We start from the raw sequence: 21,960 nt of genomic DNA, 5'->3' as shown, positions 1-21,960 counted from the left end.
GGTGTGCTCCTAGAAGACGGTGCCGTCGCTGACGATGGTGAACGGTGGCAGGCCGCCGCGCAGACGGGCCGCGGTGACCCGGCCGGCGGCCCAGGTGCCACCTTCCAGCACGCACGCCAGCGGGAGCCGCGTTGCGGTGACACCCAGTTCGGCGCGGACGGCGTCGGCGATCTCGTCGAGCAGGGCGACGGTCAGGGCCCGCCACTCGACGACCGCTTCGTCGTCAACCTGCCACGCGCGGTCGGTGAAAGCAGGATCCAGCGGCGTGAGCACGCCGGTGTCGAGAAGCAGTCCACCGTTGCGATACTCGGGCAGACCGGTGAGACCGTCGAGGCCGGTCACCGCGTAGCCGCTCAGCTCCAGGGGTTCGATGAGAGAATACGTGAGCCACTGCGACAGCTTGTGGAACGGCATCCGGCCGGGGGCGGGAGTACAGTCGCCGAGGGCCGGGTGGAACCAGCAGTCACCCAGCGCCACAACGGTTCCCGACTCGTCGGTGTAGGTATTGTCCGACGGCCAGATGGGGGACAGGTGATCGAGCACCGCACCGAGGATCGCCTCGGCGGTCACGGGTCCGCCCGCGGTGATCACGTCGAACAGGCCACCCGGACGACCGTCGGCGCCGAACACCTCCGGGTCCGCGGCCAGTACGCCACCGAGGCGATGCAGCACGTCGAGTCTGCCGTCCAGACCTACCAGCGGATTGTCGCCGGTGACCTGGAAGGCGCCGGCCAGTTGTTCCGCGGTGAGTGCGCGCAGGCCCGCCGCGTCGACGCGCAGCGGCACATCGGCGTCCGAGGAGAAGAGTCCGGCACCGAACGCGTGCCAGCTCGCCACCCCCAGACCTTCCGAGCGGGTGTAGACACGGTCACCGTCGGGTGACGATTCCCGGAACGACCAGTCCGGGCCGGCGCCGGCGTCGAGCAGGACACTCACCAGCGTCACGTCGATGAGGGTGCGCGCCCGCTCGCCGGCGTCGAGGCCGGCGATGCGCGCGGTCAGGTCCGCGACGCGGTCGATGCCCCCGGCCTCGAAATGCCGCCACCTGCTGTGATAGGGGATCTGTAGGTCGGGGAACCGTGATCGGGTCAGCTCGGCCACCTCGTGCGCGGCGACCGCGAAGGCGGCGTCGTCGACGGTGAACCACGCCGACTCCCCGGACCTGGCCCGCACGAGCAGCACGCCGGCGCGTTCCCGGATGGTGGCGGTGGTGCGCAGAGCTGCCGCGACGTCGGCGGCGGAGGTCGCCACGTCGGCGGCCGTCATCAGTTCAGCCCCCGGCCGCGGACCTGTTTGAGCGCTGTCGCATCGGGGACCGGGCCGGGCGTGAAGTAGCCCGCGGCCATCTTGGCGTCGATCTCGACGCGGGCGTCGGCCGGCACCAGCTCGTCGGGGATGTTGACCCGTTCGCCCACCTCGATACCCGAGCCGGTGATGGCGTCGTACTTCATGTTGCTCATCGACACCAGGCGGTGGATCTTGCGGATACCCAGCCAGTGCAGAACGTCGGGCATCAGTTCCTGGAAACGCATATCCTGCACGCCCGCAACACATTCGGTGCGTGCGAAATACTGGTCGGCGGTGTCGCCGCCCTCTTGGCGTTTGCGGGCGTTGTACACCAGGAACTTGGTGACCTCGCCCAGCGCCCGGCCCTCCTTGCGGGAGTACGCCACCAGGCCCACACCGCCGCGCTGGGCGCCGAGGATGCATTCCTCGATGGCGTGCGTGAGATAGGGCCGGCACGTGCAGATGTCGGAACCGAACACGTCCGAACCGTTGCATTCGTCGTGCACGCGGGCCGTCAGCTCGACCCCGGGATCGGCGAGATCGCGGGCGTCGCCGAAGATGTAGACCGTCTGGCCGCCGATCGGTGGCAGGAACACGTCGAGGTCGGAGCGGGTGACCAGTTCCGGGTACATGCCGCCGGTCTCCTCGAATAGGACTCGGCGCAATTCGCCTTCGCCGCAACCGAATCGGGCTGCCACACCGGGCAGATACCACACCGGTTCGACGGCCACCTTGGTCACCAGGGCGGCGCCGCTGTCGAAGAGCGCCGTGCCGTCGGGGGTCAGCCGGCCGCGGGCGATCGCCTCGGTGATCTCGGGCAGGATCACGTGCGCCTTGGTCACCGCGATCGTCGGACGGATGTCGAAGCCGCGCTCCAGGTACCCCGAGAACACCTCGGACACCGTCGCTCCCCACGGGTCCAGGCTCACGATCGCCTGCGGATCGCTCCACTGCGGGTACGGGCCGATGTGGTCGGTGGGGGAGGTGTTGGTCAGGTCGGCGCGGTGATCGCGGGACAGTGCTCCCGCCGCCACCGCCAGCGCGCGGTACACGCTGTACGACCCGCTGTGCGTGCCGATCACATTACGGTGCCCGCGCGTGAGGGTCGTTCCCACGACGGGTCCGCGTTCTTCGGCTGTCTTTGCGCCCCAATGGATCCGGGGGGCATCGGCGCCACCGCTGTGCGAGGTGAGCCGGATGTGGCCGGTGGTCATATCACCTTCTCCTTCCCTGGGGGAAGGCACCAGCATAGCCACGGCCAGGCGGTACCGCCCGGTGAAAACCGTGATCGCGGACACACTGTTCACCCGTCGTTGGGCGATCGGTCACGGCGGTGTCACGATCACGGAACTTTCCGGCGCCGGCGACGGTTGAACACTAGGTCGGCGCCGTGGCCGACAGGTGATTAGGAGGACGTCATGGTGCGGTCGAGGCTCGGTTCGGTGGCATGGATCGCGGCGACGCTCCTGGTGCTGGTGGGGGCCAATCTCGCGGTCGCCTTCGGTTCCGGTCATCTGCCCACCGCGCTCACCTACGCGGTGGTCCCCGTCGCCGCAGTCGTGCTTGTCGTGATGGCCCGCGTGTCCGGGCTCGGCTGGGCCGATCTGGGGCTCGCGAAGTCGCAGATCCGGCCGTCGTTGCCCTATGCCGCGGCCGCGATCGGCGTGGTGGTTCTGGTGGTGGGTGCGGTGATCGTGGTGCCCGCACTGCGGCAGCTCTTCCTGTCGGAGAAGTACAACGCCGTCCTGCCCGCACTGTTCGCGGCCGGGATCGCGATCCCGCTGCACACCGTCATCCCGGAGGAACTCGCGTTCCGCAGCGTCCTGCACGGTCGTCTCACGCACTTGTTCGGGGTGCGGTCGGCGGTCTTCCTCGGTGCGTTCGCGTTCGGCCTGTGGCACATCGCGTCGTCGTGGGGGCTGACCGACGGCAACAAGGGACTCACCGACTTTCTCGGCAATGGGACGTTCGGGCAGATCGCCGGGGTGGTCGGCGCCGTCGTGGCCACCGCCGTCGCCGGGCTGGTGCTCAGTTGGTTGCGGCACCGCTCCACCAGCCTGATCGCGCCGATCGCGCTGCATTGGGCGCTCAACGCCACCGGTGCCGTCGCCGCCGCCGCGGCGTGGCAGTTCGCCTGAGGTGGGCGCGAGAAAACCCGGTGAGAGGACAAGGTCTTCTCACCGGGTTTCGAGGCTCGTCGCTTGCGCTCCTCGCACCTCAACCAGCGGGGCACCTCAACCGAGGGGGCACCTCACCGAGGGGGCACCTCAACCAGCGAGGCACCTCCACCAGCGGGGGAGGAGCGTGTCACTCAGACGTCGAAGCGGTCCAGGTTGGACACCTTGGTCCAGGCCGCGACGAAGTCGTTGACGAACGCGTCCTTGTGATCATCCTGGGCGTAGACCTCGGCCAGTGCCCGCAGCTGCGAGTTGGCGCCGAAGATCAGGTCGGCCCGGGTGGCGGTCCACTTGGCCTCACCGGTGGCCCGGTCGGATCCCACGTAAGTACCGTCGTCGTCGGCCGAAGGCTTCCATTCGGTGCCCATGTCGAGCAGATTCACGAAGAAATCGTTGGTGAGTGTCTCCGGCTTGTCCGTGAGCACGCCTAGCGCCGAGTCCTGGTAGTTGGCGCCCAGCACGCGCAGGCCGCCGACAAGGATGGTCGTCTCCGGCGCCGACAGGGTCAGCAGGTTGGCCTTGTCGAGGAGCTCGTACTCGGCGGGTACCGACGACGCCTTGCCCTGGTAGTTGCGGAAGCCGTCGGCGCGCGGTTCCAGGTAGGAGAACGACTCGACGTCGGTCAGCTCCTGGGTGGTGTCGCCACGGCCCGGGGTGAACGGCACGGTGACGTCGTGGCCGGCGGCCGTGGCCGCCTTCTCGACGCCGACGTTACCTCCGAGGACCACCAGATCGGCGAACGAGACGGTGTTGCCACCGGCACCGTTGAAGGCCTCCTGGATCTCTTCGAGCTTCGTGATGACCTGGGCCAGCGCGTCGGGCTCGTTGCTCTCCCAGCCGGCCTGCGGCTGCAGCCGGATGCGGCCGCCGTTGGCACCGCCGCGCTTGTCACTGCCGCGGAACGTCGACGAGGCCGCCCACGCCGTGGACACGAGCTGTGCCACCGTCAGACCGGAGTCGGCGAGCTGACCCTTGAGGGTCTCGACGTCGGCGGCGGTGATGGTGGAGGCGGTTTCGGCCGGGATCGGGTCCTGCCACAGGAGCTCTTCCGAGGGCACGAGCGGTCCGCGGTACAGGGTGGTCGGCCCCATGTCGCGGTGGATCAGCTTGAACCACGCGCGGGCAAAGGCGTCGGCCAGTTCCTCGGGATGGTCGAGCCAGCGACGGGTGATCTTTCCGTAGACGGGGTCGTACCGCAGCGCCAGGTCCGAGGTCAGCATCGACGGATGGGTCTTGCCGGTGCCGAACGGTTCGGGCACCGAGTTGGCCCAGCCGTTGTCCTTAGGCCGCCACTGCTGAGCGCCCGCCGGGCTGTGGAACATCTCCCACTCGTTGCTGTAGAGGATCTCCAGGAAGCTGTTGTCCCACTTGGTGGGGGTGTGGGTCCAGATGACCTCCAGACCGCTGCCCATCGCGTCCAGACCCTTGCCGGTGCCCACCGAACTGGTCCAGCCGATGCCCTGCTGCTCGATCGGGGCGGCCTCGGGTTCGGGACCCACCTGGTCGCCGTCACCGTTGCCGTGGGTTTTGCCGAAGGTATGCCCGCCGACGATCAGCGCCGCGGTCTCCTCGTCGTTCATCGCCATCCGGGCGAAGGTCTCGCGGATGTCGACGGCCGAGGCCAGCGGATCCGGGTTTCCGTTGGGGCCTTCGGGATTGACGTAGATCAGGCCCATCTGCACCGCGGCGAGCGGGTTGGCCAGGTCGCGTTCACCGGTGTAGCGGTTGTCGCCGAGCCAATCCGCCTCCGGGCCCCAGTAGACCTCTTCGGGCTCCCACTCGTCCTTGCGGCCGAATGCGAAACCGAAGGTCTTCAAGCCCATCGAGTCCAGTGCGACGTTGCCGGCCAGCACCAGCAGGTCGGCCCAGGACAGGGAATTGCCGTACTTCTTCTTGATGGGCCAGAGCAGACGGCGGGCCCGGTCGAGCAGGACGTTGTCGGGCCAGCTACCGAGCGGGGCGAACCGCTGCATACCCGCGCCGGCGCCGCCGCGGCCGTCGGTGACCCGGTAGGTTCCCGCGGCGTGCCAGGACATGCGGATGAAAAAGGGGCCGTAGTTACCGAAGTCGGCGGGCCACCAGTCCTGCGAATCCTTCATGAGGGTCTTGAGGTCGGATGTCAGTGCCTCGACGTCAAGGCTTTCCAGCGCTTTGTCATAGTCGAAGTCGCCACCGAGCGGGTTCCCGACATCGGGATTGTGGGCCAGCAGTTTCAGATTGAGCTGATTCGGCCACCAGTCACGGTTGCCGCCGCCCTCTGTGGGGGGACGGATGGTGCCGTGGGCCACCGGGCATCCACCGGTTTGCGGGGTGTCGGTTGTCTCGCTCATGAGCGGGGTTCCTTTCGGTGATCGACCGAGAAAAATGGGTACGTCAAATGCCCGCCGGACGTGGGGTCTCCGGCGCGCTGATTGGGGTTCGATCGACGGATAGGCTGCGGAAATGGCTGTGCCGCAGTATTAATCGTTGGTCTAGCGGGATCGCGGGCTGGGTGTTTCGGGTCCTTGTGGGGATCGGGGTCAGGATGGGTTCATGCGGGTTCGGACTGGATTACCGAGCAGTCGGGGCACAGGCCCCAATAGATCACCTCGGCCTCGTCGACGACGAAGCCTTGGTCGTTTGACGGTGTGAGACAAGGGGCTTCACCGATCGCGCAATCGACGTCGCCGATGGTCCCGCACTGTCGGCACACCACGTGGTGATGGTTGTCGTTGATCCGGGCCTCGTAGCGCGCGACATGACCGGACGGCTGGATCCTGCGGATCAGCCGCGAGGTGGTCAGAGCCCGCAGTACGTCGTAGACGGCCTGGGTCGAGACATCCGGCAGTGTGGAGCGCACCGCACCGACGATGGTGTCGGTATCGGCGTGCGGATGTGAGTGCACCGCTTCGAGAACCGCGACCCGAGGCCGCGTCACCCGAAGTCCGCTGCCACGGATGCGGTCCGTGAAGGTGGATTCGTCGCTCACCTCACCCACGGTAAGCGCCCCGCACCGGTTTGTCATCAGTTTCTGGAATCAATCCAAAAAATTAGGTCACCCTGTGTTGGGCGTCACAGTCGGATCAGGCTCGGATCAGCCATCGCGCTGTCTGGGGCCGGATTGCCGCGTCTCGGCGGCGGATTCGTCCTCCCCGCTGTCGCACGGATCGGTCCGGGCCGCGGTGCTTCGGCGATATTCCCTAGCGTTACTAATAATGTTTCGGCCGCAAGGCTTTCGCCCAGCCGTGTCTGTGTCATTGCTGTGGAGAGGCAAGGTGATGAGGACTACATTTACCCCATGGGGAACAACTGGCCGATGATCGAGCGTGAACTGGAGTTCGCTCGGATCCGGTCCGCGTTGGGGGACCGGTCGGGTCACTGCGGTGTGGTGCTGACCGGTGACGCGGGGGTCGGTAAGACGACGCTGGCGCGCTATGCCGTCGACGGGATGAAATTACGGGTTCGCTGGGTCGCAGGCACGGTGTCGGCGCGCAGCATCCCGCTCGGGGTGTTCGCGCATCTGGTGGGACCGGCCACCTCCAGCGACCCGGTCACCTACCTAGCCGCCGCCCGAGAGTCGCTGCTCGCCGACGGGCATCCCGTCATCGGCGTCGATGACGCCCATCTGCTCGACGAACTGTCCGCGACCCTGCTGCATCAGCTCGCCATCGACCGGGCCGTTCACATCATCGCCACCGTCCGCAGCGGCGAATCGGTTCCCGACGCCATCACGTCGCTGTGGAAGGACGACCACGTCGTCCGGGTGTCGCTGGCGCCGTTCAGCAAGGAGCAGAGCGTCGAACTGGTCGAGCGGGTCCTCGGCGGCCGGCTCGAAGGACTCTCGGCCGACCTGATGTGGGACGCCTCGGGAGGCAACGCGCTGTTCCTGCGGCACCTGGTGCAGGGCGCCGTCGAGTCGGGCAGCCTGCGCGAGGTCAACAACGTGTGGCAGCTCCGCGGCCGCGCAACCATCACCTCCGAGCTGGCCTCCCTGCTCGAAAGCCGCATCGACCAGCTCGACGACGACGTGGCGCACGTGCTGCAACTGCTCACGCTGTGTGAGCCGATCGACCTCGACGTCCTCATGGAACTCGCGGGCGAGCAGCCGGTGGAAAGGGCTGAGGACGAGGGTCTGATCCGGATCGCCCGGGATGGCCGGGCGCTGACCGTGCGCTACGCACACCCGCTGTTCGGCGAGGTGATCCGCAAGCGGCTGGGCTTCGCGTCGTCGCGCCGGCTGCGGGGAAAGCTCGTCACCGCCTTGCGCACCCGGCCGCTTCGCGCGGCGTCGGATCGTATCCGGCTCGCCGGGCTGGCACTTGACAGTGACGCCGCCGCCGAGCCGGAACTGTTCGCCACCGCCGCACGGGATTCGCTGATGCTCGCCGACGTGTCGATGGGGGAACAGTTCGCCCGCGCCGCCGTCGACGAAGGGGCGGGTGTGGCGGCGGCGAGCCTGCTCGCGCGGGCACTCATGTGGAAAGGGCTCGGCGACGAGTCCGACGCCGTGCTCGCCGACTACGATCCGGCGACGCTGGACGACGGCGAGTTGCTGCTGTGGGGGTTGCAGCGGATCGGCAATCTGTTCTGGGGGCTGGGCGAGGTGGGCGCCGCGGACGAGGTGCTCACCCTGGTCCGCGACCGCGTCACCGATCCGGTCCTGAGTCAGATCGTCGACGGAATCGCCTCGGCGTGCGCGCTTTTCACCGGCGACATCGCGACGGCGATAGAACTGTCGGACAAGGTGCTCGATGCCGCCGATCCGTTGCCGTGGGCCACCGAGTGGGCGGTGTTCGGCGGCGGTCTGGCGCGGGCACTGGCCGGCCGCGGCGACGAGGTCGCCGCGATCGCGCGCCGTGGCCGCAGCGCGGAGAAACGCACCGACGGCGTGCTGAGATTCCCGGCCGGTTTCGGTGAGATCCTGGCGCTGACGCTGACCGGGCAACTGCAGGCGGCGCAGTCGGCGGCCGATCAGTATGTCGAATTCTCCTCTGCCGGGCAATATTTGGCGTGGGCCCTGTCGGGTACGCACCTGGCGGCCGTGGAGGTGGCGCGGGGGCGGTTCCCCGCCGCGGCCGAACGGATCGAGCAGACGATGGCGGCGCTGGCCGACCAGGACGCGCTGTCGTGGGTCTTCCCGGGTCGGGTCCTGCTGGCACAGGCCTATGCCGCTCTCGGTGATGCCGGCGCGTCGGCCGGCGTTCTCGTCGCGGCCAGACAATGCGCCGGCCCGGCCGTCGAGGTGTTCCGGCACATGCTGGAGATCGCGCAGGCCTGGCAATTCGCGGCGGCGGGCATGGTGTCCACCGCCATCACCCACGCACAGAAGACGGCCGGTGCCGCGGCGGAGAGCGGCCAGTTCGCCATCGAGGCCGAGGCACTGCACGCGGCGGCCCGGTTCGGCACCTCCGATGAGCAGGTGCCCGACCGCCTCGCCGAACTGGCCACGCGGATCAACGGGCAACTGGTCGGGTTGTACGCCCGGCACGCACGCGCGGTCGTCGACTCCGACGCGGCGGCGCTGGACGACTGCGCCGCGGAGTTCGAACGGATCGGCGCGTTGCTGTCGGCGGCGGACTCGGCGGCCGCGGCGGCGAGCATCCACGACAGGGCCGGTGACCGGACGGTGCTGGCCATCTCGGCCGCGAACGCCGCACGTCTGGCGGCACAGTGCGGTGGCCTGCACACGCCGGCGATGGTGGAGTCGGCCAACCCGCTGCCGTTGACGTCGCGGGAACGGGAGATCGCCAACCTGGTGGCCGCGGGACTGAGCAACCGCGAGATCGCCGACCGGCTGGTGGTGTCGGTCCGCACCGTCGAGGGACATATCTACCGGGCCTGTACGAAACTCGACGTCGGTGACCGCGCCGCACTCGCGGCCCTGCTGACCGACAGCGCCTGACCCGGTACCCGCGCACACCGCGTCCCTGGCCTGTAGATCGAGTAGTCGACTACTCACGACAAGCACCCGGGAACTCCGTACCTTCGGATCATGGACAGGGAGGCGCGATGAAAACGCTGGTGGTGTGTTGTGACGGCACATGGAAACGGGCCGACGACGTCGATGTGTCCAATATCGAGAAGATCGCCCGTGCGGTGGCGCCGACCGGGCACGACGGGCCGCAGATCGTCTACTACCGGGCCGGGGTGGGTACCGGCGGCGGCAAGATCGAACGCATCGTCGGCGGCGCGTTCGGGATCGGTCTCGACACCGCCATCGTCGACGCCTACCGCTTCCTGGCACTCAACTACGAGCCGGGAGACAAGGTGTACATCTTCGGGTTCAGCCGGGGCGCCTATACCGCCCGCAGCCTCGTCGGCATGATGGGCCGCATCGGGCTGCTCACCCCGGACGGTGTGGCCGCCGGCAAGCTGCCGAAGGCGCTCACCCTGTATCGGGAGCGGCCGCGGCCCAAGATCGGATTCGTGCCCGCCTACGCCGGCAGTCCCGGTTGGGAACAGGACAGCGAGGCGTTCACGCGGTTCTGCCATCTCGCCGTGCCCATCGCCTTCCTCGGCGTGTTCGACACCGTCGGAGCGCTCGGGGCACCCGGCCCCACCCGGCGCCGGTACCGGTTCCACGACGTGCGGCTCAGTGACCAGGTGCTGGTGGCCCGGCAGGCGCTGGCCATCGCCGAACGCCGGCGCGCCTTCGCGCCGTGTCTGTGGGCCGTCCCCGATATCAAGGGTGGGCAGGGGCCGGCGTCCCGCGATGTGGTGCAGATGTGGTTCGACGGGGTGCACAGCGATGTCGGCGGCGGCTACGAGAACTGTGCGCTCGGCGACCGGTCGCTGGCGTGGATGGTCACCGAGGCCGCCAAGAACAACGGTCTGGTGTTCGACATGAACCGGATCGTGCCGCAGCGCTGCACCCGCGACGAGCAGGCACATGACTCGCTGACGATCTTCTACCGGATCGGCAACCTGTTCAGCCGCTGCGGATCGATGCTGGGCAAACAGCGGCTGGGTTCGGACCTGCTCACCCGCTACCGGCGCGGCTGGCGGAACTTCGCGCCGATGGTCGATCCCGTCGATCCCGCCGGACCGGAAGACGAGGCCGACAGACCCGTACTGGACGGCCGGGCGTCGGGGGTGTTCGTCGCCGAACCCGCCGTCGAGCGGATGGATGGTCCTGCGCGATCGTGGCCGGTCAACCCGAACATGCGGGCGTGGTTCGACGAATGGGCCGATCTCGGTGTCGAGCCGACCGCGGTGACCGTGCCCGTGCCGACACTTGGCGACATCGGCGCCGTCGGCGACCCCGGCGCGACGGACGGCAGCACCGGCTGCGAGCCCGATGTCGCCGCCGATGACGCCGGACGGGCGGTACCGACAGCCCGGTAGCGGGGCTGTCGGCCCTGTCGGTGTGCCGATGCTGTTGTTAGGGTCGCACCATGGCAGAAGTCGCGTCGGTCGAGGCAACCACCGGGCAGCCCGTGCATCCGGACGAGCTGCGCCCCGGCGACATCGTCGGGCGGGCCGACCGTCCGGGCGAGCGGGTCAGGGTGTCGGGGATCAGCGTGCCGGTGATGATGCCCACGGGGCGCACCGATCCCGATCATGCGCTGCGCTACCTGGTATGCGTGGCCTACGGCGACGGAATCGGTTATGTGATCAGTGTTTTCGCCGACGAGACGATGCTGCGCTATCCGCCCGGTACCCGCGTGAACCCGGGGCCGCACGGTGATCTGACCGACCTGGCCTGAGCCTCACCCGCATCGTCGCCGGCGGTCTCACTATCATCGACCCGATGACAGTGCGGTCGACGGCATCCGGCCCCGGCTCGCATCCTGGTGAGATTGGAGAACAGTCATATGACGCAGCTAGGTGTGGTCGGCGGTGGCACGATGGGCGCCGGTATCGCCGAGGTCGCGGCCCGGGCCGGCGACCAGGTGCTGATCCTCGAGCGTGATCAGGAAACCGCCGACGCGGCCCGCGCCCGGATCGCCGCGTCCTTGGCCCGTGGTGTCAAGCGGGGCAAGCTGAGCGAGGAAGACGCCGACGCCGCGCTGGCCCGGCTGACCACGACCACCACCGTCGACGACTTCAGCGACCGGGAACTGGTCATCGAGGCGCTCCCGGAGATCGAGAACCTGAAGGTGTCGTTCTTCGCGGACCTGGACAGGGTCACCCCTAAGGAGACGATCCTGGCCACCAACACCTCGTCGATCCCGATCATCCGGGTGTCGAAGGAGGTCGCCGACCCGTCCCGCGTGGTGGGTGTGCACTTCTTCAACCCGGTTCCGGTGATGCCGCTCGTCGAGATCATCTCCAGCCTCGCCACCGCGCCCGAGGCCGCCGCGAAGGTGACCGACTACGTCCGCGACAACCTCGGCAAGAAGCCGATCCAGGCCGGTGACCGCGGCGGCTTCGTCGTCAATGCCCTGCTCATCCCGTACCTGGTCAGTGCCATCCGCATGTACGAGAGCGGCTACGCCTCCAAGGAAGACATCGACACCGGCATGGTGAACGGCTGCGCCCACCCGCAGGGCCCGCTCGCCCTGTGCGACACCGTCGGCCTCGACATCGTGCTCGACGTCTCCGAATCGCTGTACGACGAGTTCCGTGAGTCGCACTACGCGCCGCCGCCGCTGCTGCGCCGCATGGTCGACGCCGGCTACCTCGGCCGCAAGAGCGGCCGCGGCTTCTACGACTACGCCAAGTAGCGTCGCCGGCGCGCCGACGTCGCCGAAAGCACGCACGCGACAACGAGATATGGTGCGGCGAACATGGTGAACGCCGCGCTGTACGAGGTCGCCGACACCACGGCCGCCACCGCCGGATACACGGCGGTGGCGGCCGCGTCTGCGCCGAAGGCGCCCAGTGAGGTGACCGTTGCCCGGCTCTGGCCCGTGATCGTGTCCTGCAGGCGGGTATCGGCCACCACATCGGCGGCCTGACAGATCCCGAACGCGACTGCGAGCAGCATCCAGCCGCCGATGCCGCCGAGGACCGCACCGGCCGCGAGGCACACCCCTCCCACTGCGATCAACCCGGCGAAGCCGCTGTCGGGCCACCTGGCGAGTGCACCGCCGCACAGTCCTCCGGCGGTGGCACCCGCCCAGATCACGGCCAGCACCAGGGGGATCGTCTCGGTGGCCACGCCGTGGTCGGCGACCAGCAGCGGTGCGTACTCGTCGAGCACGCCCCAGAACGACGTGAGCACCACCAGGAGGACGATCGCCACGCGCACCCGCCGGTTGTCACGGGCCTCGACGATGCCCGCGCGCAGCGTGGCGAGGTAACCCAATGATGATTCCCCGGCGCTTGGGTCCTCGTCCGCGGACTTACGGTCTGGGGTTGCGGGGATCAGGCCCCGGTTCTCGGGCAGTGCCATCGCGGCGATCGCGCACAGCACACAGGTGGCGACGCTGGCCGCCCCGACCGCGGCGAAATCGCCGTCTGTGCCGCCCCGGCCCGCCCAGTTCAGCACGGGAACGGCCACCAGGGTGGCCGCACCGGCCGCGCCGATCTCGATCGCCCGCGTCACGCCCATCACCCGCGCGTACCGGGCTACCGCGCCGCGGTGCGACAGCTCGTCGTGGACGAACGCCTCCAGGGCGCCGGAGGTGAGTGATCCGGAGATGCCCCACAACACGAAGCCCGCGGCGAACGAGGTATATCCGGGTGCGAGAAGCCACAGCGTGAATCCCGCGGCGGTGAGCATCGGGGCCGCGGCGAGCACGTATCGGCGCGACACGACGTCGGCCAGCGCACCCGCCGGGACACCGGTCACCAGACCGATGCCCGACCACAGCGCGAACAGCGAGCCGATCTGCGTCACCGACAGGCCGTGCTCGTCGAACAGCAACGCGTAGACGGGATACAGGAGCACGAACTCCTTGGCCGCGACATGCGCGTACAGGGGGACGGTGAGACGAGCTATGCGCGAATCATCCGCGCGGAGAACAACAGTGAACACGATGAACCTTCGGGCTCGAAGAAACAGGACTCACATCGGTTCTTCCGGTGGAGCCCTGCCGTGGGCCGAGGTTCGGGCCGAAGGTCATCGTCGCTTGCGCATGGCACCCAGGGTACCTCTGATGGCAGTGACATGGGCCACTACAGTTCATGGGCATGGCACTGCGACGTCGATCGACGATTCGGGCAGGATTCACCGGACTGGTCACCGCCGCGCTGGCGGCGGTCGCCCTCAGTGCCGCACCCGCGGCACACGCGGCGCCAGGATGGCGGCTCGCCGGAGCCTCGAACCATCCCAGCGTCGACGCCAATCAGGGCCTGGCCACCACGTCGTCGGGGCGCCTCACCGTCCGCGGATACACCTCGATCCGGCCCGACCTCGCGCTCGCCGGGTGGTCGCACATCGGGGACCACGACATCCACGGCGGACGCACCTATGACGCCTACGAGAACCTGACGTCTGGCAAGAAGCTGTACGTGGTGACCGATGCCGCCGGACGCGCACGTTCCTACTTTCACCGCGTACGGCCGGGGGAGAAGGCCAACAACTCTTTCGCCACCGTCTCGCCGTCGGGCAAGTACCTGGTGTCCGGCGAGTTCGAGCAGCAGCGGAGGCTACTGGTGTTCGCCAATCCCGTTGGGCAGCCTGATGGTTCGACGATCCGGTACATCGGCGAGATCCGCTTCGACCGGACTGTTGGCGACATTCAGTCCTGCGACTTCGTCACCGAACGCAAGCTGTTGTGCATCGATGATGACCGCGCGGTGAAAACCCTGCACGCGGTCAACCTGACCACGCCACTCGGCGGTGCGGTCACCCCGGCACGGCTGTCGCCCGAACTCACGCTGCCGTTACGCGGCCGCAGCGCCTGCGCCGGCGACTGGGAATCCGAAGGCGTCGACTACGACACCACCCGCAACGTGCTGCGGGTCGCGGCAATCGAACCGCTGCCATGCGGCCTCAACACCGTTGTGTTCAGATTTGTGCGGACCGCCCCGTCGACACGATAGGTCCGTGCAATGTGGGTCGCTTATCGGCGTAAACGACTCAAACCGCGCCGCGACCTCCGTCGAGAGGCATCAGGATCCCATGGATACAGCTCGCGGCATCACTGATGCAGCAGCGGGTCGCGGGGCAAGCCCAGGATGCGTTCGCCGATCTGATTGCGGGAGATCTCCGAGGTGCCGCCGGCGATGGTGTTCTGCCGGGCATACACGTACAGCATCGACGTCATCGCGGCCGGTCCGTCGGCCAGCGCGGCCTCCGGCCCCTGTAGCTCCATCGCGAGATCCAGTGCGCGCTGGCCGTGTTCGGCGGTGAGCAACTTGGTGACATTGCCCTCCGGACCGGGTTCGCCGCCGATCACCGCGCGCTGCGCGCGCCGCAGGTTCATCGCCCGTAGTGCCTGCTTCTGTGCGACCAGCTCACCGGTGCGCCGCCGGGCGCCGTCGACCTCGACGGTGCGGTCGCGCCAGGCCTGCAGCGGATCGATGGTGGCGGTCAGACCGTCGCCGCCGATGGTGACCCGCTCGTTGCCGAGGGTGGAGCGGGCCACCCGCCAGCCCTCGTTGACCGGACCGACGACATCGGTGTCGGGGACGAACACGTCGTCGAAGTAGACCTCGTTGAAGAGTGTCGTACCGCCGGCATCGCGCAGCGGCACGATCGTGACCCCGGGTGCCTTGAGGTCGATGACCATCGTGGTGATCCCGGCATGCTTCGGGACGTCGGGATCGGTGCGGATCGTCGCCAGACCGAACGCGGCCTTGTGTGCGTCGCTCGTCCAGATCTTCTGTCCGTTGACGATCCAGCCGCCGTCCGAGCGGACGGCCCGGGTGCGCACCGAGGCGGCGTCCGACCCGGCCTCGGGTTCGCTGAACAACTGGCACCAGATTGTCTCGCCGTACAGCGCGGGCCGCACCCACCGCTCGATCTGCTCGGGCGTACCGTGCGAGATCACCGACAGCACAACCCATCCGGTGATCGAAAGTTGCACCTTGCGGACTCCCGCGCGCGCCATCCCCTCGTCGATCACGAGTTGTTCTACGGCGCCCGCGGCCCGGCCCCACGGCGTGGGCCAGTGCGGCATCGCCAGACCCGCATCGACCAGCAGCCGACGCCGCTCATCGACCGGGGCGGCCGCGATCGGGGCGATAAGGCCGGCGATCTCGGTGCGGATCGACTCAGCCTCGGCGGGCAGGTCCAGCCGCCCCTGCCGCACCACACCCGCCTCGGCCAGCGCGGTGACGTGTTCGGCCGCGACGGCCGGCGCGGCGAAGGCACTGAGCGCGGAAGCACGGCGCAGCAGCACATGCCCGTCGTGTTCCCAGGTGAAACCGATGCCGCCGTGGAGCTGGATGGTGCGCTGGGCGTTGTCGATGAACGCCTGTTGAGCCAGTGCCGCGGCCGATGCTGCCGCGATCACGAATTGGCCGGGATCGTCGTCGGCGGCGCGAGCCGCATCCCAGACCGCAGCGGCGGCCAGTTCGGCGGCGTTGAGCATGTTGGCACAGTGATGCTTCACCGGTCCGAACGTGCCGATGACCCGGCCGAACTGGCTGCGGATCTTGGCGTAGGCGACGGCGTCGTCGGTGCACCGGGCGGCACCGCCCGCGGCCTCCGCCGCGGTGAGGGTGCGGGCGATCGCCACCGCCGTCGCCGCCGCACCGGCCAGGACCGAGACTCTCGAGAGCGGGACGTCGGTGAATGTGACCCGGGCCGAACGACGAGTCGGGTCAAAACTCGGTGCGGTGGCGATGGCGATACCGTCTGCCGATGCATCCACGATGAGCACGTCGGCGCCGGAGACCACCAGCAGATGGGTGGCCAGGGACGCGCTCAGGACCACGCCGGCGTCACCGGACAAGGATTCACCCGACCGGTCGAGCGAGCCGTGCAGGCCGACCCCGCCGATGGCGGTGCCATCGGCGAATCCCGGAAGCAGCGCGTCACGCTGGGCGTCGTCCCCGGCGACAGAGACGATCGCCGACGCGATGACCGTGGGCAGCAGCGGACCGGGCGCGCACTCGTACCCGGCCTCGTTGATGATGACCGCGAGCTCGCTCAGGCCCAGGCCCGCACCGCCATACCGTTCATCGAGATGGATTCCGGTCCAGCCCAATTCGGCGATCCGAGGCCAGAACGACGGGAGGGACTCGGCTGGTGCGTCGAGGAGCCCGCGGGCCTCGGCGCGCACGTGCGCCGACACGAGAAACGCGCGAGAGGTCTCCGCGAGGGTCCGGTGGTCGTCGGTGATCGCCAGTGACATGGCGCCAGCCTAGCCGCCGACTTGGTTACTGTAATCAGAACGGTAAACGCCGTACGGGCTCAGTCGCTGCCGCGAAGATCGCCCCGCGACAGGCGTACGGTCCCGATCACGAAGAACCCCACGGCGATTGCCGCGAAGTACAGCATCGACCCGAGTGCACCACCGAACGGGCTGTCGAACGTCACCATCTGGCCCGCGCCGATCTCGGCGTTGCGGAACGGAGACCAGCGTTGCAGCAGGATCCCGAAGTCGCCCTGGAGGAACTCGACAAACTTCTCCACCCCGAACTTCCACAGCAGGATGAGCATCACCACGAGACCGGGGCGGGGGAGCAGCGCGGACAGACCGAGGCCCAGCGCGACCACCAGCACCGTGAGCAGTGGTGTGCCGAGCCACAGCCGCACGCCGTCGTAGGAGAGCACGTCCACGCGACCCCACACATCGGGGAACAGTGCGTGATAGCCCCACATGATGCCGAACGTGGTGACCAGCGCGACCACGCCGGAGATGCCGCCGAAGACGATGAGCTTGGCCACCGGGAGCAGCCACCGGCGCGGCTGGACGGCGAACTCGAGTTCCGCTGTGCCGTCCCGGAACTCACCGCAGAACGAGGTCACCGCACCCGTCATCAGGATGAACGTGGAGAACACGATGATCCAGTACGCGGCGTTGTTGGTGTCCATGCCGCCGCTGCCGTCGATCTTGTTGAGCTGCGCGGCCTTGGCGATACCGAAATTGAGCCCCGCCGGGATCAGCACCGCCAGGGGGATCACCGCGTACCACAAGGGGCTGCGGCTGCTGAGCTTGCCGAGTTCGGCGCGCAGCGCCCGCAGCAGGTGCGTCACCACGATCGCCGACCCGGGTGCCATGTCGGGCAGGGCCGGCGTGAGGGTGCCGTCCGGTCTGCGGTGCGTCATCGCGACGAACCGCCGCCCACGTAGTCGACGCTGGTGCGGGTGATCTCCACGTACGCCGACTCCAGCCGGCGCGGCCCGGTACCGAGGGCGAGCACCTCATCGCGGTCCGCATCGGTCAGGATGCGGCCCTTGCCCATGATGATGATCCGGTCCGCGGTGATCTCGACCTCCGACAGGCTGTGGGAGGCCACCAGCAGGCTCTTGCCCCGCGTGGTCAGCGTCCCGAACAGTTCGCGCAGCCACAGCGTGCCCTCGACGTCGAGACCGTTGGCCGGCTCGTCCAGGACGACGCACCGGGGATCGCCGAGCAGTGCGGTGGCGATGCCGAGACGCTGCAGCATGCCGTAGGAGAACCGTCCGGTCAGCCGTCCCGACACCGAACCCAGGCCCACCAGATCCAGTACCCGGTCGGCGTCGGTGAGAGGAATACCGCCAAGCCTGGCCTGCCAGCGCAGATGTTGGCGCGCGGAGTGTTTCGGGTTGTGTGCGAACGGATTGAGCCCGAACCCGACGGCGCGTTTGACCTGCGCGAAATCACGCAACCGGCAGCCGTCGACGGTGATGATGCCGGCATCCGGTGTGGTCAGGCCGGCGATCATGCGCAGCACCGTCGTCTTACCGGCGCCGTTCGGTCCGAGCAGGTAGGTGAGCGAACCGGCACCGGCACCGAGGGTGACATCGTCGACGACCTGGTTGTCGCCGAAACGCTTGGACACTCCCGACACGGAGATCCCCCGCGTGGGGGTCACCGGCGCGCCCGCTGTGGCGTTCAGTAGCCCCAGTTCGTGACGCCCTGGCAGCCGCTGGCTTTGCAGTTGGCCTTCCAGTCGAACTTCCACAGCCCGTTCTGCCGGACGTAGTAGTACGTGAACGACTGGGCGGGGAAGCCGGCCATGACGCCCGTGCCACGAATGGTCATCCGGTTACCGTTGATCGTGGGCTTGCCGAGGACGCGTCCCTGGATGGAGAAGTAGTCGTAGGTGCGGCTCATCGACATGGCCTGGCGCAGGTTCTTCTGCACGGTGGGGTTGCCGCCGTTGAGGCTCACCTCGTACTTGGGGCCGATCGGCAGGTTGGGGTTCCACATCGCCGCGTACTGCCGCTCGACCTGTGCGACGCTCGGAGTGGCCGACCGGACATACAGGTCCGGAACCTTGCCGTTGCGGATGGACACGTCGGCCGAGGCGGGTGACACCAGCCCGGCGGACATGAGCACCGCGAACAATCCGACAGTCACCGCGCGCAAAACATGCCGCATCACACACTCCCTTGTTCACATGATGAATCACTGGATGATTGCGTGAACCGTATAAAGGAGCAGTAGCTTAGTCAACCCTAAGTTACAACTGTGTAGATTGCGCCATTCCGGTGACCCACCGCGCTGACCCGGCGCGCGGCTCAGCCGAGATTGCCGGCGGAGAACGTGTCGCAGGAGTTGGGGTCACCGCTCTTGTAGCCGGTGCTGAACCACTTCACCCGCTGCTTGGCAGAACCGTGGGTCCAGCTCTCCGGGTTGGAACTGGAACCCTGGATGGTGTCGTCGCCGATCGCCCGCGCGGTCTGGATGGCCGTCGCGATCTGATCAGAGGTCAGCGGTTCGAGCAGCGCGTCGTCACCCTTGTCAGAGTGGAACGCCCACACACCCGCGTAGCAATCGGCCTGCAGCTCGGTGCGCACGGAACCGGACGTGGCGCCGTGCGAACCCATCTGGTTGCCCTTCTGCAAAGCGCCCGTGAGGTTCTGTACGTGGTGTCCGTATTCGTGGGCCACCACGTACATCTGTGACAGCGGGCCGTCGCTGCCGCCCATCTTCACCAGCATGTTGAAGAACGTCGGATCGAAGTAGGCGGTCTTGTCGGCCGGGCAGTAGAACGGGCCCGTCGACGACGACGCGGCGCCGCACCCGGTGTTGACCGAATCGGAGAAGATCGTGGTCTTGGGTTCGGTGTAGCCGTCGAGGAGCTTGGTCCACACCTTGTCCACGCTCACCGTGGTGGCCTTGATACGGCACAGGGTGTCGGTGTTGGCCTTCTCGAAGGTGCACGCCTGGAGCTGCTTGTCGATCTCCGACACGACTGCGGTGTCCTGACCGCCGCCGCCGCTATCGCCCCCGCCCATGATGTCGCCGGGATTGACGCCGAACAGCAGCGCCACGATGGTCACCAGCAGGCCGGCGCCGCCGCCTAGTGCGATTCGCCCACGGCCGCCACCGCCACCGCCGCCGCCGGAGACATTGCCGGTTTCGATGGATCCACTGCCCCTGAAAGTCACGGGAATCATCATGGCATGACAAGTGCCCGCCGACGCACAGGAAACCAAGGATGACACGCAACGCGTCGCGCGGCGGCGGGGTATCGGGGTGTATCCGGAGGCGATTGTGGCCCTGAGCGGCGGATGCGGCACCATGGAAGGGCCTGTTGCGACCCCGGCGAACCACCGTTCGCGGGCGTCACGAAGTACCGACCTCTCGGAAGGACCCCCAGTGCTCCGCACACACCTCGCCGGATCGTTGCGCCGCAGCGATGCCTCGCAGACCGTCACCGTCGCCGGTTGGGTCGCGCACCGCCGCGACCACGGAGGCGTGGTCTTCATCGACCTGCGTGACAGCTCGGGACTGGTGCAGGTGGTGTTCCGCAACGAGGACGTCGCGGCGGCCGCGCACCGGCTGCGCGCCGAATACTGCATCGCCGTGACCGGCGTCGTCGAAGCACGTCCGGAGGGCAGTGAGAACCCGAACCTGGCCTCGGGTGAGATCGAGATCAACGCGGTATCGCTTGAGGTGCTCAACGAGTCGGCTCCGCTGCCGTTCCAGCTCGACGAGTCGCCGGGCGAGGAGGCACGCCTGCGGCACCGCTACCTCGATCTGCGCCGTGAGGGCCCGGCCAAGGCGATCCGGCTGCGCTCCCAGGTGAGCGCCGCCGCGCGTGGCGTGCTGGCCGACCACGACTTCGTGGAGATCGAAACCCCCACCCTCACCCGGTCGACCCCTGAGGGCGCCCGCGACTTCCTGGTGCCCGCACGCCTGCAGCCCGGCACGTTCTACGCGCTGCCGCAGTCGCCGCAGCTGTTCAAGCAGTTGCTGATGGTCGCCGGGATGGAGCGCTACTACCAGATCGCGCGTTGCTACCGCGACGAGGACTTCCGCGCCGACCGGCAGCCCGAGTTCACCCAGCTCGACATCGAGATGAGCTTCATCGACCAGGACGATGTGATCGCGCTGTCCGAGCAGATCCTCGTCGCGCTGTGGAAGCTGATCGGGGTGGAGATCTCCACGCCCATCCCGCGGATGACCTACGCCGAGGCGATGCGCCGCTACGGCTCCGACAAGCCCGACCTGCGCTTCGGCATCGAACTGGTCGAATGCACCGAGTTCTTCGCCGACACCCCGTTCCGGGTGTTCAAGGCCCCGTACGTGGGTGCGGTGGTCATGTCCGGCGGTGCATCGCAGCCGCGCCGTCAGCTCGACGCATGGCAGGAATGGGCCAAGCAGCGTGGCGCCAAGGGCCTGGCGTACATCCTGGTGCAGGAGGACGGCAGCCTCGGTGGTCCCGTCGCCAAGAACCTCTCCGACGCCGAACGCGCCGGCATCGTCGAGCATGTGGACGCCAAGCCGGGGGACTGCATCTTCTTCGCCGCCGGGCCGGTCAAGGCGCAGCGGGCGCTGCTCGGTGCCGCGCGCGGCGAGATCGCTTCACGGCTGGGGCTGATCAAGGACGGCGACTGGGCGTTCACCTGGGTCGTCGACGCCCCGCTGTTCGAGCCCGCCGACGAGGCCACCGCCTCCGGCGACGTGGCTGTCGGATCGGGCGCCTGGACCGCCGTGCATCACGCGTTCACCTCACCCAAGCCGGAGTCGATGGAACTGCTCGACACCGACCCTGGTGCGGCGCTGGCGTACGCCTACGACATCGTCTGCAACGGCAACGAGATCGGCGGCGGATCGATCCGTATCCACCGGCGCGATGTGCAGGAGAAGGTGTTCGCCATCATGGGAATCAGCCACGACGAGGCGCAGGAGAAGTTCGGCTTCCTGCTCGACGCCTTCGCCTACGGCGCACCCCCGCACGGCGGCATCGCCTTCGGCTGGGACCGCATCACCGCGCTGCTGGCGGGGGAGAACTCCATCCGTGAGGTCATCGCCTTCCCCAAGTCCGGCGGTGGTGTCGACCCGCTCACCGATGCCCCGGCGGCGATCACCCCGCAGCAGCGCAAGGAGTCCGGCATCGACGCGAAACCCGTTGTGCGGGCGGAAGCCCAGCCTGCGACCGCGGAGTAGACGGCCGCCGGTGGTGACATGAAACGGGAGGCACCCGAGATGCGGGTGCCTCCCGTTTGTGTGCGGGGACTGTGATCCCTGATCGGTGTTAACCGCATGCCAAGCGCGCCCACACTTTGTGTGATGAGATTTTC

At 68.2% G+C, this 21,960-nt stretch carries 17 protein-coding genes; 7 read left to right on the top strand and 10 right to left on the bottom strand.

Annotated features, from left to right (window positions below; translation table 11 throughout):
• Positions 1 to 9: 9 nt before the first annotated feature.
• Both GOAMR_RS00910 and GOAMR_RS00905 read right to left on the bottom strand, forming a co-directional pair.
• On the bottom strand, positions 10 to 1,266 hold the full coding sequence (locus tag GOAMR_RS00910; protein WP_005181369.1) for a URC4/urg3 family protein: 1,257 nt from the start codon (positions 1,264 to 1,266) through the stop codon (positions 10 to 12).
• A complete protein-coding gene (locus GOAMR_RS00905; protein ID WP_005181366.1) occupies positions 1,266 to 2,501 on the bottom strand; it encodes a GTP cyclohydrolase II in 1,236 nt (411 codons plus the stop codon). The genes GOAMR_RS00910 and GOAMR_RS00905 overlap by 1 nt, the downstream gene beginning before the upstream one ends.
• 204 nt (positions 2,502 to 2,705) lie before the next feature.
• Here GOAMR_RS00905 and GOAMR_RS00900 point away from each other — a divergent pair, with 204 nt between their 5' ends.
• Positions 2,706 to 3,425: a CPBP family intramembrane glutamic endopeptidase gene (locus tag GOAMR_RS00900; RefSeq protein ID WP_005181364.1), complete on the top strand. Its 720-nt coding sequence runs from the start codon at positions 2,706 to 2,708 to the stop codon at positions 3,423 to 3,425.
• 173 nt (positions 3,426 to 3,598) lie between these two features.
• On the opposite strand, the gene katG is transcribed toward GOAMR_RS00900, so the two are convergent.
• The gene (gene katG / locus GOAMR_RS00895) at positions 3,599 to 5,794 is read right to left on the bottom strand and encodes a catalase/peroxidase HPI (protein ID WP_005181361.1); all 2,196 of its coding nucleotides are present in this window, start codon (positions 5,792 to 5,794) and stop codon (positions 3,599 to 3,601) included.
• Between the two features lie 200 nt (positions 5,795 to 5,994).
• Positions 5,995 to 6,468: a Fur family transcriptional regulator gene (locus GOAMR_RS00890; RefSeq protein WP_005181358.1), complete on the bottom strand. Its 474-nt coding sequence runs from the start codon at positions 6,466 to 6,468 to the stop codon at positions 5,995 to 5,997.
• 273 nt (positions 6,469 to 6,741) lie between these two features.
• Here GOAMR_RS00890 and GOAMR_RS00885 point away from each other — a divergent pair, with 273 nt between their 5' ends.
• The 4 genes from GOAMR_RS00885 (at position 6,742) to GOAMR_RS00870 (ending at position 12,109) form a co-directional block, all read left to right on the top strand.
• The gene (locus GOAMR_RS00885) at positions 6,742 to 9,345 is read left to right on the top strand and encodes a helix-turn-helix transcriptional regulator (RefSeq protein ID WP_005181354.1); all 2,604 of its coding nucleotides are present in this window, start codon (positions 6,742 to 6,744) and stop codon (positions 9,343 to 9,345) included.
• A gap of 107 nt (positions 9,346 to 9,452) precedes the next feature.
• Entirely contained in the window at positions 9,453 to 10,787 is a 1,335-nt protein-coding gene (locus GOAMR_RS23405; RefSeq protein ID WP_005181353.1) for a T6SS phospholipase effector Tle1-like catalytic domain-containing protein, read from the top strand.
• A gap of 50 nt (positions 10,788 to 10,837) precedes the next feature.
• Complete coding sequence (locus GOAMR_RS00875; protein ID WP_005181350.1) at positions 10,838 to 11,149, top strand: hypothetical protein; 312 nt, start codon at positions 10,838 to 10,840, stop codon at positions 11,147 to 11,149.
• Positions 11,150 to 11,257: 108 nt separating this feature from the next.
• The gene (locus tag GOAMR_RS00870; RefSeq protein ID WP_005181337.1) at positions 11,258 to 12,109 is read left to right on the top strand and encodes a 3-hydroxybutyryl-CoA dehydrogenase; all 852 of its coding nucleotides are present in this window, start codon (positions 11,258 to 11,260) and stop codon (positions 12,107 to 12,109) included.
• On the opposite strand, the gene GOAMR_RS00865 is transcribed toward GOAMR_RS00870, so the two are convergent.
• Positions 12,097 to 13,365: an MFS transporter gene (locus GOAMR_RS00865; RefSeq protein ID WP_005181336.1), complete on the bottom strand. Its 1,269-nt coding sequence runs from the start codon at positions 13,363 to 13,365 to the stop codon at positions 12,097 to 12,099. The two genes, GOAMR_RS00870 and GOAMR_RS00865, sit on opposite strands and share 13 nt — an antisense overlap.
• A 155-nt stretch (positions 13,366 to 13,520) precedes the next feature.
• On the opposite strand from GOAMR_RS00865, the gene GOAMR_RS00860 reads away from it, so the two are divergent.
• Positions 13,521 to 14,375 carry a hypothetical protein gene (locus GOAMR_RS00860; protein WP_138943527.1) on the top strand — a complete coding sequence of 285 codons (855 nt, stop codon included), beginning with the start codon at positions 13,521 to 13,523 and terminating at the stop codon, positions 14,373 to 14,375.
• 98 nt (positions 14,376 to 14,473) lie between these two features.
• Here GOAMR_RS00860 and GOAMR_RS00855 read toward each other — a convergent pair whose 3' ends face one another.
• The 5 genes from GOAMR_RS00855 to ypfJ form a co-directional block, all read right to left on the bottom strand.
• Positions 14,474 to 16,633: an acyl-CoA dehydrogenase family protein gene (locus GOAMR_RS00855; protein WP_005181330.1), complete on the bottom strand. Its 2,160-nt coding sequence runs from the start codon at positions 16,631 to 16,633 to the stop codon at positions 14,474 to 14,476.
• 59 nt (positions 16,634 to 16,692) lie between these two features.
• Complete coding sequence (locus tag GOAMR_RS00850) at positions 16,693 to 17,550, bottom strand: ABC transporter permease (protein ID WP_005181327.1); 858 nt, start codon at positions 17,548 to 17,550, stop codon at positions 16,693 to 16,695.
• Complete coding sequence (locus GOAMR_RS00845) at positions 17,547 to 18,299, bottom strand: ABC transporter ATP-binding protein (RefSeq protein ID WP_005181324.1); 753 nt, start codon at positions 18,297 to 18,299, stop codon at positions 17,547 to 17,549. Before GOAMR_RS00845 ends, GOAMR_RS00850 begins: the two co-directional genes overlap by 4 nt.
• 20 nt (positions 18,300 to 18,319) lie before the next feature.
• Complete coding sequence (locus GOAMR_RS00840) at positions 18,320 to 18,808, bottom strand: MTB12 C-terminal domain-containing protein (RefSeq protein ID WP_005181322.1); 489 nt, start codon at positions 18,806 to 18,808, stop codon at positions 18,320 to 18,322.
• Between the two features lie 140 nt (positions 18,809 to 18,948).
• Positions 18,949 to 19,821: a KPN_02809 family neutral zinc metallopeptidase gene (gene ypfJ / locus GOAMR_RS00835; protein ID WP_005181321.1), complete on the bottom strand. Its 873-nt coding sequence runs from the start codon at positions 19,819 to 19,821 to the stop codon at positions 18,949 to 18,951.
• A 211-nt stretch (positions 19,822 to 20,032) separates the two neighbouring features.
• Here ypfJ and aspS point away from each other — a divergent pair, with 211 nt between their 5' ends.
• On the top strand, positions 20,033 to 21,826 hold the full coding sequence (aspS, locus tag GOAMR_RS00830; protein ID WP_040513950.1) for an aspartate--tRNA ligase: 1,794 nt from the start codon (positions 20,033 to 20,035) through the stop codon (positions 21,824 to 21,826).
• Positions 21,827 to 21,960: the final 134 nt, after the last annotated feature.

The organism is Gordonia amarae NBRC 15530, assembly GCF_000241345.1.
GTDB lineage: Bacteria > Actinomycetota > Actinomycetes > Mycobacteriales > Mycobacteriaceae > Gordonia > Gordonia amarae.
This window is presented reverse-complemented; position numbering and strand designations above follow the sequence as displayed.